The 18,237-nt window shown below is 47.7% G+C and carries 12 protein-coding genes, 1 tRNA gene and 4 pseudogenes; 4 read left to right on the forward strand and 13 right to left on the reverse strand.

The window, feature by feature from the left end; genetic code table 11:
• Positions 1 to 184: 184 nt before the first annotated feature.
• A pseudogene (locus ACIDITHRIX25_RS93020) lies at positions 185 to 1,284 on the forward strand (IS630 family transposase).
• Here the strand turns inward: ACIDITHRIX25_RS93020 and ACIDITHRIX25_RS93025 are convergent.
• The 3 genes and pseudogenes from ACIDITHRIX25_RS93025 to ACIDITHRIX25_RS93035 form a co-directional block, all read right to left on the reverse strand.
• The gene (locus tag ACIDITHRIX25_RS93025; RefSeq protein WP_502756203.1) at positions 1,223 to 1,531 is read right to left on the reverse strand and encodes a DDE-type integrase/transposase/recombinase; all 309 of its coding nucleotides are present in this window, start codon (positions 1,529 to 1,531) and stop codon (positions 1,223 to 1,225) included. The pseudogene ACIDITHRIX25_RS93020 and the gene ACIDITHRIX25_RS93025 sit on opposite strands and share 62 nt — an antisense overlap.
• Positions 1,505 to 1,597 (reverse strand): annotated as a pseudogene (locus tag ACIDITHRIX25_RS93030) (IS3 family transposase); the annotation flags it as partial. The pseudogene ACIDITHRIX25_RS93030 and the gene ACIDITHRIX25_RS93025, both read right to left, overlap by 27 nt.
• Positions 1,598 to 1,900: 303 nt before the next feature.
• Positions 1,901 to 2,114: pseudogene (locus ACIDITHRIX25_RS93035) on the reverse strand (transposase); the annotation flags it as partial.
• A gap of 90 nt (positions 2,115 to 2,204) precedes the next feature.
• On the opposite strand from ACIDITHRIX25_RS93035, the gene ACIDITHRIX25_RS93040 reads away from it, so the two are divergent.
• Together ACIDITHRIX25_RS93040 and ACIDITHRIX25_RS93045 are read left to right on the forward strand one after the other, a co-directional pair.
• A complete protein-coding gene (locus ACIDITHRIX25_RS93040; protein WP_201732899.1) occupies positions 2,205 to 2,441 on the forward strand; it encodes a hypothetical protein in 237 nt (78 codons plus the stop codon).
• A gap of 301 nt (positions 2,442 to 2,742) precedes the next feature.
• Positions 2,743 to 3,138: a hypothetical protein gene (locus tag ACIDITHRIX25_RS93045; protein WP_201732900.1), complete on the forward strand. Its 396-nt coding sequence runs from the start codon at positions 2,743 to 2,745 to the stop codon at positions 3,136 to 3,138.
• A gap of 13 nt (positions 3,139 to 3,151) precedes the next feature.
• Here ACIDITHRIX25_RS93045 and ACIDITHRIX25_RS93050 read toward each other — a convergent pair whose 3' ends face one another.
• The 5 genes from ACIDITHRIX25_RS93050 to ACIDITHRIX25_RS93070 form a co-directional block, all read right to left on the reverse strand.
• On the reverse strand, positions 3,152 to 3,487 hold the full coding sequence (locus tag ACIDITHRIX25_RS93050; protein WP_201732901.1) for a transposase: 336 nt from the start codon (positions 3,485 to 3,487) through the stop codon (positions 3,152 to 3,154).
• 288 nt (positions 3,488 to 3,775) lie between these two features.
• Positions 3,776 to 5,005, reverse strand: a complete 1,230-nt coding sequence (locus ACIDITHRIX25_RS93055; RefSeq protein WP_201732902.1) for an MFS transporter — start codon at positions 5,003 to 5,005, stop codon at positions 3,776 to 3,778.
• Between the two features lie 360 nt (positions 5,006 to 5,365).
• Complete coding sequence (locus ACIDITHRIX25_RS93060; RefSeq protein WP_201732903.1) at positions 5,366 to 7,297, reverse strand: alkyl/aryl-sulfatase; 1,932 nt, start codon at positions 7,295 to 7,297, stop codon at positions 5,366 to 5,368.
• Between the two features lie 92 nt (positions 7,298 to 7,389).
• Complete coding sequence (locus tag ACIDITHRIX25_RS93065) at positions 7,390 to 8,361, reverse strand: alpha/beta hydrolase (RefSeq protein WP_052606400.1); 972 nt, start codon at positions 8,359 to 8,361, stop codon at positions 7,390 to 7,392.
• Positions 8,362 to 8,683: 322 nt separating this feature from the next.
• The gene (locus tag ACIDITHRIX25_RS93070) at positions 8,684 to 12,421 is read right to left on the reverse strand and encodes a bacteriohemerythrin (RefSeq protein WP_201732904.1); all 3,738 of its coding nucleotides are present in this window, start codon (positions 12,419 to 12,421) and stop codon (positions 8,684 to 8,686) included.
• Positions 12,422 to 13,242: 821 nt separating this feature from the next.
• On the opposite strand from ACIDITHRIX25_RS93070, the gene ACIDITHRIX25_RS93075 reads away from it, so the two are divergent.
• On the forward strand, positions 13,243 to 14,835 hold the full coding sequence (locus ACIDITHRIX25_RS93075) for an FAD-binding oxidoreductase (protein ID WP_201732905.1): 1,593 nt from the start codon (positions 13,243 to 13,245) through the stop codon (positions 14,833 to 14,835).
• A gap of 259 nt (positions 14,836 to 15,094) precedes the next feature.
• Here ACIDITHRIX25_RS93075 and ACIDITHRIX25_RS93080 read toward each other — a convergent pair whose 3' ends face one another.
• The 5 genes and pseudogenes from ACIDITHRIX25_RS93080 to ACIDITHRIX25_RS93100 all read right to left on the reverse strand — a co-directional run bounded on the left by ACIDITHRIX25_RS93080 (position 15,095) and on the right by ACIDITHRIX25_RS93100 (position 18,120).
• Positions 15,095 to 15,607, reverse strand: a complete 513-nt coding sequence (locus ACIDITHRIX25_RS93080) for a hypothetical protein (protein ID WP_201732906.1) — start codon at positions 15,605 to 15,607, stop codon at positions 15,095 to 15,097.
• Between the two features lie 98 nt (positions 15,608 to 15,705).
• Positions 15,706 to 16,023 carry a hypothetical protein gene (locus ACIDITHRIX25_RS93085; RefSeq protein ID WP_201732907.1) on the reverse strand — a complete coding sequence of 106 codons (318 nt, stop codon included), beginning with the start codon at positions 16,021 to 16,023 and terminating at the stop codon, positions 15,706 to 15,708.
• 300 nt (positions 16,024 to 16,323) lie between these two features.
• Positions 16,324 to 16,407 (reverse strand): annotated as a pseudogene (locus ACIDITHRIX25_RS93090) (ATP-binding protein); the annotation flags it as partial.
• Positions 16,408 to 16,644: 237 nt separating this feature from the next.
• Positions 16,645 to 16,722: transfer RNA gene (locus ACIDITHRIX25_RS93095), tRNA-Pro, on the reverse strand.
• 21 nt (positions 16,723 to 16,743) lie between these two features.
• A complete protein-coding gene (locus ACIDITHRIX25_RS93100) occupies positions 16,744 to 18,120 on the reverse strand; it encodes a glycosyltransferase 87 family protein (RefSeq protein ID WP_201732908.1) in 1,377 nt (458 codons plus the stop codon).
• Positions 18,121 to 18,237: the final 117 nt, after the last annotated feature.

Genomic DNA, 18,237 nt, shown 5'->3' on the forward strand with positions numbered 1-18,237 from the left:
ATCTCAAGGGCATCGGTTGCCAAGTTTGCCTTAAGCGATGGCGATACCTTCCATCCTAGTGTCCCCTCTCATAATTTCCCTGAAACTGAGGAATTAATCCCTTCGTAAGGTTGTTCTCCTTGGTAAGGACATAACCTTGCAAGGGAGAACGATGCTAAGTCACACCGTTTCAGAGGAGCCAAACATTGATGCCAACCAGAGCAAGCCGCCCAAGAAGAGATCTGGACGACAAGCTTCGGTGGTTCCGCTCAGTCCCAAAGAACGTAGCGAATTAGAAGCAGTGGTAAGAAAGTCCACAGCTCCCATAGGACAGGTGGCAAGGGCCAGCATTGCCCTATGGAGTAACGAAGGGGTTGGAACCAACGAGATCGCGCAAAGACTTCAGATATCTACAGAGACGGTATGCAAATGGAAGCGGCGTTTTATCAACTACGGAGTGGAACTTCTCGATGACGCACCGAGAAGTGGAAAACCGAGAAGCATTGATGACGAAAAGATCGCCGAGATTCTAAGGATCACTTTGGAAGAAGAGCCCCCGCTTGCTACCCAGTGGTCGACGTCTTCAATGTCCAAGCGGATCGGGGTATCACCAGCGAGCATCTCACGTATCTGGAGAACCTTTGGCCTCAAGCCCCATGTCTTGGGATACTTCAACATCAGTACCGATCCGGCCTTTACCGAAAAGTCCGCGACATAACTGGGATCTATCTCAATCCCCCTGATGCTGCACTGGTACTATGTATTGACGAAAAGACACAGATCCAGGCGTTGGATAGAACCCAGCCACTGCTTCCCATGAGACCTTTTGTTCCAGAGCGGCAAACACATGACTACAAACGCAACGGCACAACAAATCTCTTTGCAGCACTTGATGTTGCCTCTGGCAAGGTGATCACCAACACCACAAAGGCTCATCGGGCGATCGAGTTCATAGCCTTTTTGGATCAGGTGAAAAAAGAAGTTCCAAAAGAACTCGAAGTCCACGTCATCCTGGACAATTATGCAACGCATAAAACCGATGCTGTACGGGCCTGGCTCATAAAAAACCCCAGATTCCACTTCCATTTTACACCCACCTACTCCTCGTGGATGAACCTGGTTGAGAGATGGTTCTCGGAACTGACTACCAAAATGCTCCACACATCCACCCATAAGTCACAAAAGCAACTCGTTGCTTCGATCAACACCTGGGCAGAGCGCTGGAACCAAGACCCAACACCATTTAGGTGGGTAAAGACAGCTGACGAGATATTCGCATCGATGGCAAAGTATCTGGGGAACTAGAACTCAGGGAACTTATGAGAGGGGACACTAGGATCGTCCTTGAAAATACGTCTGTAACGAAGGCAACGTAGGCCCAGCCAATCTTTGTCTTGACGTAAGTGATATCCGCCACCCACAAGTTGTTTGGCTCATTAGACGTAAAGTTCCTGTTTGCCAGGTCTTTCGGGCGTTCTACGAGCTCATTCGCGACGGTGGTTACGACGTAAGTCTTACCACGTCTCACCCCAGAAATACCGAGCTCAGCCATCAAACGCTCTGTTGTGCAGCGCGCGATGTCGATACCTTCGCGCTTAAGCGCACACCAGAGCTTCCTAAGCCCATATACGAAAGTAGTTGTCCTTGTGAATTTTACTTATCTTCGTCTTGAGAGATTTATCACGAATAGATCTCACTGAGGCAACTCGTGATTTATTAGAGTAATAAGTCGAGGAAGCGAACTGTAAGACCCTACAGATCGGCTGGACTCCCCACTTTTGCTTATTGCAATCTATAAAAGCAATTACTTGCTTCGCTTCGCGCTTTGACCGTCCAACTCGGTCGCAAAGAAAATCGAGGCCGCACGTAAAATCTCATTAGCTCTACGAAGCTCTACGACTTCTCGCTCTAGTTGACGGGTGCGCTCTCTCTCATTGAGTAGTTGTTCCTTTAGTCTCACCGACATCTATCGAAGCCTGACGTACCCAAGTACGTAGCGTCTCGGGCGTCATTTACAGCTTCTGAGCAACAGATTGAATAGCTGCCCACTGTGGGGGATACTCACCTCGATGGTCCGTGACCATTCGTATTGCTCGATCACGAACTTCGGGTGAATACTTCTTTACTCTTGCCATAATGATGACTCCTTAACTGAAAGACTAGGAGTCTCCAAGATTTCCGGGGCGTATCACTGGTCTGGTTAGCTCTGGTCTGGTTAGTTATTGGTGCAATTGCACACAACCTGGCACGGTGCAACTGCACACGACCTGGCACGAATAGGTGCTATTGCAGAAACTGTTATCACCACACCAAAGCTTCGACGTTGTTACTTTCAGATCGCAGGACATATCACTCGTTCAGCTAGAAAAGTAATACTCCATCTTGAAGAACACTGGCACTATAAGGATAAGTTCTTAGAGGCTCTTGATCGGATCAGAAAGTTTGAGATCGCCATCACCTGAAGATCTGGTTACCTAACACACTGAATATTACTTGAAGGAACTGCTCTAGAAGACAAGGGATTAGGTCACTATGGCCAAAATGAGATTTCACAATCTCAAAAATGACCAAAAAGGCTCAATCACAAAGCGAATAGGTCATATTTGGCACTCTGAAACCAGATTTAAGCCATAGACCCTCCGTCAAACCTAAATCAGTTCCGAAAAACCGACTCAGAGTCACACCGAAGGGCTCAAGCTGGTCCATTTCTGTGGATTCGGGGTTAGTGAACTCGAAGGCCAGATTGGCGCGCTCACCGAGAAGGTGACGACTCTCGCAAAGCTCGTCTTTGGCACCTCGTCGGAGAAGAGTAAGTCAGTCGAGCCTAGAAGAGGCAAAGACGATATCACAGGTGAGAAACGCCCCCGTGGTCAACAACCAGAGAGTCCAGGGCATGGCCGACGGGACTACTCGGCCCTTGAAACCGTCGAAGTGATCCACGACGTACCAGACAACGAGCGAATCTGTTCGGGTTGCGGGGCACCTTATGCCGCCTTCGGCGAAGAGACCTCCTACCAGATCGACTGGCAAGTACACATCGTGCGACACCGACATCGCCGCCCTACCTACCGCCCTACCTACCGGCGCACCTGCAAGTGTCAGACTCGGGGCATGCTCGTCGCACCGGTCCCGGCCAAGCCAATCCCCACTTACGGTTAAGTCTCTTGACAGATTAGTCCCGTATAGCAAAGCCTTCATTTATCTCAGCCTTACGCCATGTTGGTCTCTTGAAGTGATCTGGTCTTCCCCACCAGTTTTGAAAAGCACGGTCTAAGTCTCTCAAGGCTTGTTGCTGGATAGCAGCAGAACCCTCTTCTAACCAAGTCTCCTTGCGGGATTGGGTGAGTTCCTTGGCTTGGGTATTGTAGGTTATCTTTTGTGATCTACCCGTAACCCATAAGTTGCGTTGTTCGAGACCAAGATTCCAAACAAAACGAGCATCAGAGCAGTGTTGTACCAGAATGGGTAGTTCTTCATCCCTTGGGTATAAGCGCTCTCGAATACTCATATCTATACCTATCCACTCAATACACGCTGGACTTTAGTTGGACTTGTCAACATACAGATTGAGTACTTTAAGAAAAGAGAACTGCGCCTATCCATCCCCGCCCTTACGGACGGGGTTTTCCGGCGCTCTGATAAATTCATAGGCAGAGATGGTCACTCCGTCCTTCATATTCCTAGCTTAAATCGTTGAAGTTAGGGTGTCAAGTATATAAATCCCAAAAGATACCACTACAGATGGTCTATTCGATCCCGAAACCTTCTTACATAGTTTCACCGAAGGTACCCAAAATTAAGCCAACCGGAGCGAGAGTGAAGCATGTCTACCTAAAAATGCCGCCACAAGCTGAAAGATTGCTGCCACACAGAGCACGACCAAGATTGAAGCCGTCACACTCAAAAACCACATGAGACCGATAAGAAGCGAGATGGCGACGATACGGCCTACGTTGGTCGCTATCTCTCGAGAGAGCACATACTCGCCCCTCAGTTGCGCTGCGGACGGATCGGAAGCTATAACGTCCAAGACAACACTCGACAAAGAGACCATAAGGCCCGGATAGGCAAAGCCTGAAACGAGTCCATAAACCAACAAAATGGCGAAGTTAGCCCCAAATAATAATAAGATCAGAGCCATCCCGTATCCAAGGGCTCCAATCCACATTGTCCTGCCTCTAACTAAGGGCGGCAAGCGCCCAGCAATAACTGAACTAGCAACTCCGGCTAGCGAAGCGATTGAGACATAGATACCCTGATCACTTGAGCTGTGTGTTGCAAGTTCGACCAAAACAATCATCCCCAGATCTGCACCGCCCTGTTTGAATCCGTGAAGGGCGATTGCGATCCAAATAAAGCTCCAGCCTCTTTGGCGGGGTGGGACGATTAGAGCATGACGCATTGAAACTGCTCCAACCCCGGTGCTAGTTTGCAACTTTCGCGAGGTCCACCATGCTAGACAAAAGCTCACTAATGAAACCCCAAAGACACAGACATAGCCAAGTTCACCGCCAACACGCGAGATTATCAATCCCCCAGCCAAGGGCATCGCCACATTGAGAATGCTCATAATTGCGAAGCTCAAACCATAGTAGTGGCTTCGCTCATCTGGACTAAGGACGTCAAAAGCCAATGTGTTATTGCCAAACCAGTAGATCCCAGCAGCAGCTCCATTGAATAACCCGAGTGGCACGACCAAACCAACCGCACTTGTCCTCAGTACGATAATGAGGAGATAGAAGGCTGCCGTCAAAATTAAGCCGATCCGAAAGAGCTGCCTGGGTGAACTTTGCGGAAAAACCTTAACGATTATCCCCGATATGATAATAAGGCCGACATATCGCCCCAGCCCATAGAGGGCCATCTCATCTACGCTTCCACTGGCCACATAAAAGAACAGCGAGACAAAGACCGTCGATGTCGCAAAACCACCAAAGACAAGACCAGAGCTAGCAAGCAGGCGCTGTGCCGGCCGGCCGATCTTTAACAATGACGCTAACTTCGAATCGCTATTCTTTCCAGTCAATCGTTCTCCGGACTATATTTGTCAAATCGCAGACCTATCTCATAGGAGACTTTATCGACAAAGTTGCACCACCTTGAACAAATCCGCCGAGGTGAGAGGCTAAAAATTCGACTCTTGCCCAAAGGGCAAACCAAATGAGTTGGCTTTCTCGAAGGCCTGCCAACTAAACACCTTAATTTTCAAGTTACAAAAACTACGATAATAAAGTGATCTTCAAAAGTGGCAACTGCGCCAAAGAGCTCTCTTCTGATTCTATCCTTGATAAACCTAACAAACCCGGAAAACGCCATTTATGAACAAAAGGCTGTTCACACACAGAGGCAGCCCCTAGTGGCACGAAGAGACTCTCTCAAGCGCCCGCTAAGGCAGTGCGATATTAAAGTCCACTTCGAAGTTGTCCAAAAGGCTAAAAAAGTCAATCAATGCGCCAACGTCGCCATCTATGATTACCTGCTTGGAACCTATAGCATCGATCATGGCAAGCTTTTGGCTAAGGACCAGATCCAGCACATGGCGATCTAATCGAATGGTAGCTGTAGCCTCGAGATCATGGCGGCCTAGGTAACTAAGCGCACTATTTTCTAACCACAGGACCCACTTCTCGCCGGTATCAGGAAAGTCCCAATTTATAGCCATATTGCGCCCCTGCGCATTTGGACCATTGAGACGGACTCCAAAAAGATCAAAGATCATATCGATAGACATCGAAGAGAGAACTTCAAAATTTGCCCCAGGTCGGGCCGTGGGAACAAATGAGACCTCCGAGCGAAGCTCTAGCGCTCCACAAAGGTAGAAGTTACGCCAGGGACCAGATTCAGCCTGATAAGCAAGCTGCTCATATGTCGAAGCAAGAAGTTGACGGGCAGCGATATTCTCTGGTTCGCTAAAGACCAAATGAGTCAAGACTTGGCTGACCCACCTATATTTTCCAAGGCCATAGTCGCGCTGTGCTCGTTCTAGTAGGGCCGCAGCTCCACCCATGTATTCAACATAGGCCTCACCGGCCTCGCTTGGCGGAAGAGGATTGAGATTGGAGGGATTGCCATCAAAAAATCCTAAATATTTCTGATAAACCGCCTTCGAGTTGTGACTTAGCGTGCCATAATATCCTCGATTAGAAAACTCCTTGGCAAGGCTGTCGGGTAGCTCAAGCTTCTCAGCAATCTCCAAAGGCGTAAATCCATGATTGGCTAGGCGCATGGTCTGATCATGAATAAAGCGATAGGTATCACGCTGACACTTTAGATATTCAACCAAATCGTCCTGCCCAAAATGGGGCCAATTGTGACTGTTGAAGAGCACGTTTACTCTTCGTCCAAAGAGTTCAAGGGCTTCGTTTATGTACTTCGACCAAGCTAGGCTGTCGCGCACCTGCGCCCCTCTAGGCGTATAGACGTTATGCATAACGCCACTACAGTTCTCGGCCATACAAAGGGCTTCGAGTTCTGGGAAAAAGAGAGCCATCTCTGCTGGAGCTTCAGAGTCGGGAGTGTACTGAAATACGATCCTCACACCATCGATGGAGAGCTCCTGCCCGGTCTGCGAGATAAGAACGCTAGGAGCTACCAGACTTATATTTCCGCTGGGAACGCTCTTGCCCAGCCCACAGTCGATCTGTCCATCGGGCCCTTTATCAAGGATGTTGCCATACATATATGAAGCACGTCGCAACATCGCGTTGCCTGCGATGACATTCTCAAAGACCGCTGCCTCCATGAAACCGATCGGAGCAATGATCGGAATAGATTCTTGCGCGATCTCTTGGCGAGATGCTACCCCGCAAACGCCCATAAAATGATCCGCATGACTATGGGTGTAGATGATTGCCTTTATCGGCTTGGCCCCTAGTTCGCTCTCGACCAAAGCCATTGCCGCTCGGGCAGTCTCACTTGAGGTCAACGGATCGATAACGATCCATCCCGAATCTCCTTCGATAAAACTAATATTCGAGATATCAAAGCCCCGGACCTGATAGATACGTTCCGTTACTTTAAAAAGCCCGTAAATCCCATTCAACTTGGCTTGACGCCAGAGACTCGGATTGACAGTATCTGGCGCTTCCCCTTCAACAAACCTGTATGCATCCATATCCCATACAATGCGTCCGATAGATTGATCGTGAAAGACCACCAACGAGTCAAGCGAGTCAATTCTTCCCCTAGTTGCCCTCTCAAAATCTCTTTGATCATCCAAACTGAGCTTGCTGGCAAATTCTTCATTTGCGCTGCGGGTAAAGTTTGACGCATAGGTTCTACCCGTCTCGCTATTTACGGACGGAACATTTGCACTCAAAATATCTCACATTCATTACTAAGTAGAAGGTAGAGCGCTTAGGACTACCCTCACAAACCTAAAACCACCAAAAATTAGGGAAAGATCTAGTTTCACCCCTTGAAAAGGTTCTCCAACCATCGAAGCCTTGATTGAATCATGAGTTTGGCGATTCGGGAGTCTGGAGCAAATCCATCACATGCATGAAAGCCACCAGGCCAAACGTGCAACTCAGCGACTCCTCCATGGGCCCAGATTCTCATTGCGTAATTGACGTCTTCGTCTCGGAAAACCTCAGCCGAGCCTACCTCGATGTAAGTTGCTGGTAAATTTCCCAAATCGCTTGCGCGTCCAGGTGCTGCATAGATCGAGACCTCATCACTACCCCTTCGATCGCCAAGAAGGGCATTCCACCCGGTATCGTTGCTACCTCGATCCCAAATCCCAATTCCGTCAATTTGGTGGCTCGAAATCGTCTCGTTCCGATCATCTAGCATCGGATAGAGCAGTAGCTGTCCACAAAGCTTCGGACCGGACCTATCGCGAGCCATAAGTGCGACACCAGCTGCCAATCCACCACCGGCGCTCCCACCAGCAACCAACAGTCGATCCGGGTCAAAACCCAGCTCAGAGGCGTTATGGGCCATCCAGGTTAACCCGGCATAGCAGTCATGAACAGGCGCTGGATCTGGGTTTTCCGGAGCAAGTCTGTATTCAACGGTTATGGCAATAGCATCGAAGTGCTCAACAAAATCCAAAACATTGCCTATTCCTACAAATCGATCTCCTATGACCATTCCGCCACCGTGAATATAAAAGATGCCAGGTCCTCCGGGGATGTGATCGCTCCTTGAAAAAATTGTCACAAGAACCTCTGGATCGCCGTTAAATCCGGGCACCAAAGTTTCAGTGAACACAACGCTTCGATCGACTAGAAGGTCTTCGATCGGAACAGACATTGGGTTTGCGCGAAAGATCGGAATCATTTCGGGAGTAATTGTGGATGGGATCAAATCACCTGCGGCTGCCAGTGCGGCTGCCAGCTCTGGATCAAAAGGTGGCGCCGGATGCGAGAGGTCACTCAAATTAGCCTGCTTTCTAAATACCCGTTAAATCAAATCAGCGACCACTATAGCCCTCGGAAATCCTTGAGTCATTTGATAATTGACTCTTGCGAAAAATTCTTTCCAAAAAGTAGAGGATTCGCTTGTACTATCCCTAGAGATCCTGACAAAAAGCTACTGCGTGCTATGTACCTACACCCAAGAATTAGGTATAGGTACATAGCAAATTTACCTGAAAAGCCTCAATGACAATTGAAGACTTGAATGTGCCCGACAAGATCGGCCATCAGGGTCTTTGGACAAAAAAGAATTTCCAAATTCGCTAACAAGAATCGTCGGAGTCCTAAGATTTAATCAGGTCGCCTTGGGTAACGGCGAGAACTCGTACCACCAAGGATTCAAGGAGAACCCGATGGGCATCTCCATTCAGGCCTTCGCCATGGACCCTTTTATGCAGATCCACCAAAGCCCCATCTCCATATAAGCGGCTCTCCAGATAAGGCACTAGCAGGCATTCAGAGAAGTCATCTTTGTCGAATTGACTCGCCTTATGAGCCTTACTTACAAAATATGCCAACGCTCCCAAGTCAGTCTGGATTGCGTTCTTTGATGGAGATCTGCGAGAATAGTCTTTAAACCAATTGCCTACCATGTCACCGGCCATCGGTCGCGCAAAGTAATACCCTTGTCCATAAGGAGCACCAAGGAATTTGGCAGCCTCAACCATACCAAGATCTTCCAACCCTTCCATAACTACGTCACGCCCGAAATCTCGCCCCAGATTGATCAACATCTCCATCAGGCTAAGTGTCTGTAGTGGCGACTTGTATAGCTGATTTAGGACCTCGCGATCCACCTTGATAGTTGCAAATGGCAATGTGGAAAGACGAAGCAAACTTCCATAACCAGATCCCAAGTCGTCGATTGCCAACTTCACGCCCATCTCGACCAGGCGCGCAATCGATTTATTTTGTGAATCCTCAGAGATCTCTTGAGTCTCAAGAAGCTCTAGATATAAACGACCAGCATCCACCCCCCTATGCTCTAGAGCACCTTGAACCCAGTTTGGACATTCCTCGTCCGATAGAACCGAAGGGGGAAGATTGACCGAAATGTCAAACTTCATACCCAAGCTGTCCCATTCCTTGAGGCGATCGAGGGTCTGGTCCAAACCTTGACGAAAGAGACGATCCAGTTCCACTCCACCTAGTAGCCCTAAAAAACCATCGGGATCGATAATCGTCCCGTCGTCGGTCTTCAACCTGGCGAGAGCCTCGAACTTCTCGACTTCGCCAGTAGCAAGATTCACAATTGGCTGCATATACATCTGCAGGCCACCGGAAAATAGCGTCTGACGGTATTTGAATCCAATCTCATGCCCAACGACTCGTAAAGCGTTTAAATTACATTTTCGATGTAACTCGCCGATTCGAACCTGGATGCCCTGGACGAATGGAGATAGTGCCTTGGAAGCAAACTGATTTGGAAAAGCTCCATAGATCTCCACAAGAGAGACTATCCGTTTATTTTCATCAAATATCGGAACAAATGTAACACACCTAATCGCCCCACCCCGAGCCTTTTTCGTACCCTCTCCTAATGGAACCAGAGCTTGAGCGTTCGAAGTCGTGACAATCGTCTCGGTATGCCAAGATCGAGACAGTAACTCTCTTTCGCCCATAAACCTAAATAGATTAGCGTGAAGGGATCCGCTATCGCCTTTGGATTCATCGTGATTTTGGGCAGAGGCTAGCACCTCAAGGCGAAACTCCCCTTCGGAGTCCAATTTCCAAAGCGCTACGCCAACTATTCCCGGAAGACCGCTTAGCCTTTCGAGTTCAGAATCACGAATAATATTCCATTCAGTGTAGTCATTGGAAATTTCCCTACTGAGGAATAGGCGGTACGAACCGATCGTCTCTTCCATCGAACGCAATTGCACCTGTGCATCTTCGTGAAGTCGCATCTCAGAGGCTAATAACAGACGATACCGATCACGTGAATCAAATGGAGCGACTCCTAAATGTCCATTAAGTAGGCTACGGTACATCGAAACTGACCTCATCAAGGTAGAGCTATCGCTTCCAATCAATGCATGGACCCCTCCAATCCTTTTGGCTGACTCTTCAATATCCAAACGTGTCGTCTTAGGTGAAAGCAAAAATTGAAGATGGCTAGCTTGGATCTTCTTTAGAGCATGCATCTCCTCGACGGTTAATGTAGAAAATATCGAATTCGCATCACTCTCTTGAAGCAAACCACCATAAAACTCTTCCACAAATTCAGTCGCTGCTACCTCAATATATCTGTGAGCTCTTTCTAAGAGTCCAACGATTTCACTGCCGTAAGTGGGGTCATCGTCGTTTTCATCATCTGTCCCCCCAGCCATTCGCCACCACGAGTGCCGCGAACCTTTTGCCTCTTTGGAACGATAGAGAGACAGATCGGCTTTGCGCATAAGCATATCGCCATCTCGAGCCTCAAATGGGTAGAGCGCAACCCCAAGGCTCATGGCAAGATTGACAAAGCACCCCGGCGATACCTCAAATGGAGCTTCTACGGCCTCATGTAGACGCGCCATAATAGCGTCCAAATTCTCCTTGAGTCGCGTACGATCAATACCTCGAAAAACGACTACAAACTCGTCACCACCGAGTCGTGCAACCAAATCATCATCGCGCAACCTCATCTGAATTCGACGGGCAAACTCCCTTAAAACGACATCTCCGGCATGATGGCCCCAGCAATCATTTACGAGCTTGAAATCATCGAGGTCAAGGATGCCAACACCGACCGTTGAATCAACTATTTCAGCCTTTTCGAGAGCATCTTCAAGAAATACTTCCAACCGCAGGCGATTAGCCAACCCGGTCAGTGGATCATGCAATGCTAGATGCTCAATTTGACGATGCATCCGATGTTCCCTATTCACCCTATCAACTCGCTCAAGGCCATTAGAGAGGCTCTTAGCAACTTCATTCAATAACTCACTAAATTGATCCTGTCTGAAGGTGCTAGGAGAATCCAGAATCAATAGCGACCCCCACTGTTGCCCATCACGGCTTATAGGCACACTGAAGGCATCTTGTTCGAATGGCTTTTGGCCATTTGAATGCTTTGGGTCGACCTCGATCTCCCAATTGGAGGTTCTATTGAGTTGCCCATCCCCAACGGTCAATTGGTAATCTAGAGAACTGCCTCTTTCGATGAACGTGGACGAAGCGAGGTCAAGAAATCTCAGATATTGCCCCGTTCCTGAAGATCCGGCCCTAGCGACGACCTCGACACCATTTTCATTGGCTTCAGCAACGATAAGAGCTGACTTCATGCCAACAATATCAACCACCAAATTACACACCTGACCTAGTAATTCCGCCTCGTCGTTGGCCCTTACCACGGCAGAATTCACCTCGGCTAAAAGGCGCGTTAGCAAAACCAGTCTCTTGCTCTTTTGAATCTCTTCTTCGAGTTTGAGGTTTAACTCCATCACCTCGAAGGTACGCCACCCCAAAGTGTCGTTTAGCGCACTTACAGAGTCTATGAGAAGGTCCTTGACGGAATTTTCCCGATCCGTTGAGAGGTCTCCCTCGCCATTGCCTTCTTGGCAATCGCGAATCTGGCGTGTCATACGGGAATCCACCTCCATAATATGATGCAGGAGCCATTGCGCTAAAAACGAGGTGAGATTCAGAATCACATCACGGGGATTAATTTGCGCGAAGTCTTGGGCCCGCTCTAGAAATTGAACAAAATTACGATGGGCCTGCATATGAGACCTGCAGTCTTCATCTGGCAAACGAAACCGGACCATAAGTTCTTCCTCAGCGCCAAAGTGGTACCGAGTGTATTCAACAAGCCGCACCAAAATCTCTTTTAGCTCCGCGTAATAGGAAGATCTCTCAAGGCATGCTGCAAGCTCATTGAAGATAGCCACCAACCGCATATGCTGATCATCAACTATATCTAGCCCGCATAACAGCTGTTTGCTCCAAAGAAGCTGACCAGATATGTATCCATCCCGAACATTTATTCCATCGGAGTTTGAGTCATCATTTGACCGGCTCCTACTATCCAAACTCAACGCACCCCTCCCTGCTAATTGGGGTTAAGGCAATCTCCGCTGACTTCATTTAAATCCAATTCAACGCCGCACCACTCTACTGCAAAGAACTTAACCAACAATGCCACTGCCTTCTCCTAAGTAACTATCGTCAACGAAGCACCCATACCTAAACCTATCTCATGCTTAGTAAGGCTAATTCTCGCACATAAATCATCTCAAGTCTTCAAAAGAAACTATTAACTATTGCGAAACCGACGATGTCAAAAAGATGGGCCCAGCTCCCCAGCTCCCCAGCTCCCCAGTGATCAAGGCGTACCAATTTTCAAGTCACCCAAGTTGACCTTGATGAAGAACCATAATTCTGCCCAAACAAGGTTTCAAATCCCACGACAAACACTGAGAAACCGCCCTATCACGAAGAAGAAAATTTCTCAGGTTTAGGACCAAATCCCTAACGGCTGACTCGTGCATGGCTCAAAGATCTACAACTAGGAGGTTTTAGCGCGAGAAAAATCCTATCAATTCCCCCAAAGCGCCTCAACCATAAATCTCCTACAACCACCAAGGCGACAGCACGGGGCAAATCAACACAATGTTCCTCAATACAAGCAAGGAATTTCTCAAGACTAATCATGAAGTGGATTTCTTATTATCTAATCTAATGTGGCGCGAGTGGGATTCTATATTTTTAGTATTCAATTAATTTTTATGAGTATTTCCGAAAGAGATACACCCATTCAAAGATATCTCTGACCAACCGACTCTGGCTTGGTAATGCAATTTTATATGGTGTTAGGTTTGACTCACTTTCAATATCCACGGTGGATTAGAATCATAAAATGAGCAATAGATCTTGGTGGGGATGGGGAAACAGTGACGAGGGTCTCTCCAAGGCAGCCCGAAACCAAGTCACCCAGATGCTCATTGCTTCCTTTGGCGCGGACTCGATGAATCGCCAAGATCCAACCGAGATTGGAGAGATCCATCTTCGCAAGCCCCAGGTTGAATTGGCCAGTTCAATTACGATACCTTCGCGAAACGACCCTATAAGTCGTATTACTCATTCATACGGAAAGAGCTACAAAGATCTCATACGAGGCTTCCGCGGCCAGTACGAAAATCCGCCCGATATAGTTTCATACCCACGAAACGAAAACGAGATTGTACAACTCCTCGATTGGGCTGAAAGCTGTGAGGTAGCCGTAATACCCTTTGGAGGAGGTAGCTCCGTCACAGGAGGCGTCGAACCCAGCACCGAGGGAAGGTTCAAACGCACCTTGGTTATTGACATGTCATCGATGAACAAAGTACTTGAGATCGACTTAGAATCCAGATCGGCAAAGATTCAAGCCGGCATCTTTGGTCCAAAGTTAGAAGACGAGTTGCGTCCAAACGGGCTAACATTACGGCACTTTCCCCAGTCATTTGAGTTTTCAACTTTAGGTGGATGGATTGCCACACGGGCGGGTGGCCACTATGCAACTCTTTACACCCACATAGATGACTTCGTAGAGGCCATCGACCTCATCACACCAGCCGGCCGACTCTCCACTCTAAGATTCCCTGCTAGTGGCGCGGGACCACAACCCGAAAGGCTCATACTGGGCTCTGAAGGCGCCTTTGGGATAATAACCCAGGCATGGATGCGCCTTCAAGATCGTCCCCAATTTAAATCGGTAGAGTCAGCATCATTCTCGCGCTTCGAAGACGCAATATCAGCGCTGAAACAACTTTCACAGAGCGGTTTAAATCCGTCGAATCTTCGACTGCTCGACCCAATCGAAGCTGCAATTTCAATCGGAGACTCCTCTGGAGATACAATTGTCTTAGTTGGATTCGAGTCAAAAGACCTACCGACACAAGGCTTAATGAGCCAAGCGACAGAGATTCTGGCATCTCACACCGGCAAATTCCAAAAGCCAACCTCTGCCTCATCAACCTCTGCGAATCTATGGAAGCAATCATTCCTAAAGGCACCTTACCTCAGGGATCATCTAATCTCACTCGGCATTATGGTTGAGACCTTTGAGACCGCATGCACATGGAGCAACTTCGACAACCTTCGCTCCAAAGTTACCATCGAAGTTAAAAAAGCATTGGATGCAATCTGTGGCGGAGGCTATGTTAGCATGCGCATCACCCACGTCTATCCAGATGGGCCAGCTCCATACTTCACCGTCATAGCCCCAGCAAAGACGAATAGCGAAATAGCACAATGGGAAGAGATAAAGTCGGTAGCCAGTGAAGCAATCCTTGCAAGTTGCGGTACTATCACTCACCACCACAGCGTTGGTCGCGACCATCAATCATACTATCTAAGACAGATACCGACCTTATTCGAACAGAGTTTACGGGCGATGAAAGATAGGCTCGATCCAAAAGGAATCATGAACCCTGGAGTGCTTATCCCTGATCATAGCCTCGCTATTTAGCCTGAATCCACAGAATTAAACCAGCTTGAGCCCTTCGGTGTGAATCCAAGTCGGTTTTTTGGAACTGATTTAGGTTTGACGGAGGGTCTATGGCTTAAATCTGGTTTCAGAGTGCCAAATATGACCTATTCCCTTTGTGATTGAGCCTGTTTGGTCATTTTTGAGATTCTGAAATCTCATTTTGGGTATAGTGACCTAATCACTTGTCTTCTAGAGCAATTCCTTCAAGTAATATTCAGTGTGTTAGGTAACCAGATTTTCAGGTGATGGCGATCTCAAACTTTCTGATCCGATCAAGAGCCTCTAAGAACTTATCCTTATAGTGCCAGTATTCTTCAAGATGGAGTATTACTTTTCTAGCTGAACGAGTGATATGTCCTGCGATCTGAAAGTAACACCGTCGAAGCTTTGGTGTGGTTATTACAGTTTCTGTAATAGCACCTATTCGTGCCAGGTTGTGTGCAGTTGCACCGTGCCAGGTTGTGCAGTTGCACCGTGCCAGGTTGTGTGCAGTTGCACCGTGCCAGGTTGTGCAGTTGCACCGTGCCAGGTTGTGCAGTTGCACCGTGCCAGGTTGTGCAGTTGCACCGTGCCAGGTTGTGCAGTTGCACCGTGCCAGGTTGTGCAGTTGCACCGTGCCAGGTTGTGCAGTTGCACCGTGCCAGGTTGTGCAGTTGCACCGTGCCAGGTTGTGCAGTTGCACCGTGCCAGGTTGTGCAGTTGCACCGTGCCAGGTTGTGCAGTTGTAAACAGCGACGTTTTTTTGACCCACATCAGCGGTTTAAAATTGACCCGCCCAATTGAGTTCAATAGTAGTTGTTGGTGTCAGTAAAAGTGTCTCATTTCTAAGACACCGTGGATCTGAAAATCTCAGTTGAGAAATTCGTTTAGCCGAGCAGTAAGACGCTCTGCATTATCTCTAGTTTGATCGAAGGTGACTATCACTTCTTCATTATCTCGAAGTAACTTGACCATCCAGGATCGCTCCTCTGGTCGACTCCGGGTAGTTGCAGAACCAAAATGTACCTCTGCTCTAATCGGGCCCCTTTTCCTCTGTCTATGAGCTGCCATACGACAAGCTGCTGAGCAGTACCTTTGTGGTCTTGCTATGCAATGTTCCGGAAGTATTTGATCACACCCCTGTCTCTCGCAGATCTTTGAGATAGGTAGTTCCGTAACGTTACGCAATGGGTTCTCCTCTCTGTTCAGTTCTCAGCTGAGATAGTTCCGTAACGTTATGAAATGGTTCTCGGGTTCGCTCTAGTGATCCCAGCTGAGATAATTCTGTAACGTTTTGAAATAGGTATTGGTTCTTCGGTATTTGTAACCCCCGAACCGATTGGAAATCATTTGAGACCGGATCAGGTTCGCTTAGGTATCGCTAGTGTTGACTTCGAGTTTTCATTTTTCCACCTCTTCACCTTTCTTCACGTTGTCACCAGTTTGTGGATTGGTATAGATTCCTTGTTTGATTCGATCCTTGAGCCGTTAGCTGTTGCCCTTGATGTTTATAACGTGGCAGTGATGTAACAGTCTGTCTAAAATTGCGGTACTTAGTACTTGTGAGGTCAACCAGAATTAGTAGACACCTAACAATTCAACATACGATGTTGAATGAAAGAATTTCACTATGGCAATCAATAAGAGGAACTTCACCTTGAAGTTCAAAACAGAGGCAGCCCATAGGGTAATTGATTCTGGTCGTAGCGTAAAAGATGTGGCTATATAGCTTTCGCCTAAAGAGGATTCGCTCAGAAGATGCGTCCGTGATGAAAGAGGAAAATTTATGCCATCTAACCTGGACATTTATGGTCGGGCTGAGAAGATTTGAACTTCCGACCTCTTGACCCCCAGTCAAGCGCGCTAACCAAGCTGCGCCACAGCCCGAACTCATTGAGTTACAACATCTTAGCCCGTAGGAAGGCCAGGACGGCGACGAGAAGACAAAAAACCACCCTTTACACTTTCGGAAAGATTGAAACCTGAACCTCGAAGCGAATCCAGTATTGCAATCACAAAGACGCTAAACACTCCAATTTGCACAAGCACATCCGGCATCAAGACCGGAGAAGCCACCATCAAAATTACTAATCCTAAAATGAGAAAGACCCCTGGCACCACCGACCGCAAAGGAAGTCGCTTCACGGCCAGAAATAAGCGCTTGCCAAAAGCCTCTCCCAATAAGTCGACTCTAGAATTAATGTAGATTCGAAAAGCCAAAACCAAAGAGGTAAATTCTATTAAGAATTGAAATCCATTGACTGCAAGGGTTCCGCGATCTGGGGTCACCAACAATGTACCAATTGTGCCTGCAACTACCAAAAAGAGCGGATCTCTCCTCTTGATCAAGATCGGAACAAGCAAAATAGGAAGATAACTGCTCCATAGAATCGGTGTCAAGACCAAAGATGCCGCAATCAAGGCGACAAAGAGGATGGAATCGTCCTTAGTCTTGCGATAAATTCCAAGCCCTACAAATATCACTCCACCAGCAACTGCTCCAACCGATAGATCGCGTAAAATATGGCTTGTTACGAGAGTTCCCATCAACCGAGTCAACGACCAACCCTGAAGCGTCTCATGGCCCGAAAGAAGTAACAACATCTTGGCAAATCCAAGAGGTGAGAGGGGCCCAACTACAAAGCCAATACCCAATAGAAGTATCGAGCTAGTCAATGACGAAATCGTCAAAGAATACCGTTTAGTCCAAATGGGAAAAAGCAAAAGAGGAGCCAGATAGAGCTTTGACATTGCGACGCCAGCCAATACAAAGCCACCGACTATCTTGAGCCGATCTCTAAAGTGCCAAACAAAAACCATCCCAAAGATCAGAATTGGAGTCAATGTACCCATCTGGATGGCAATCACGAACGGGCTAGAGACCATTAGGGCTACGGCGACCAAAGGTTTAGCCCCAACTGAAAAACGAATAGTGAGTGCATTTAACAAAATCGAGAGATAAACAAAGATCATTGAGGCTAGATAGTTGGAAAAATAACCCAATGGCTGTAGGAGATATGCGACAAAATAGGGATATACATAGCTAGATCCCGAATAAGTAACCGGCGATCCCACGGGCGGATATGGACTCCGACCCCTCGAAATCTCGCGTGCCGCATGCAGGAAGACAAGAAAATCAGATTGATTGACGCGCCGAACATAATAAAATAGGATGATCGATGTGAGAACGACGCTCAACCAAAAGATAAGTTCCGACCTAATCAAACTGCGATTTAAACTAAAAAATCTTCCCTTTTTCATCGATCCGCCGAGATAAATATTCATGAATATAATCTGTCAAACGCCAGCGCTCAGGGCGATTGTCGCCAGGCACTCTAAAGGCCTAGACCACAAAACAGAGGTATCGCGAGCCTTCATCAAGCAGACTACCAACCATGAGGA

The sequence above is a fragment of the Acidithrix sp. C25 genome, from assembly GCF_904848545.2.

Excerpts from the sequence above, each read along its gene's own strand:
- ACIDITHRIX25_RS93025 (WP_502756203.1), bottom strand. The coding sequence starts at position 1,531 with ATGGCTGAGCTCGGTATTTCTGGGGTGAGACGTGGTAAGACTTACGTC.
- ACIDITHRIX25_RS93050 (WP_201732901.1), bottom strand. The coding sequence starts at position 3,487 with ATGAGTATTCGAGAGCGCTTATACCCAAGGGATGAAGAACTACCCATT.
- ACIDITHRIX25_RS93075 (WP_201732905.1), top strand. The coding sequence starts at position 13,243 with ATGAGCAATAGATCTTGGTGGGGATGGGGAAACAGTGACGAGGGTCTC.
- ACIDITHRIX25_RS93100 (WP_201732908.1), bottom strand. The coding sequence starts at position 18,120 with ATGAATATTTATCTCGGCGGATCGATGAAAAAGGGAAGATTTTTTAGT.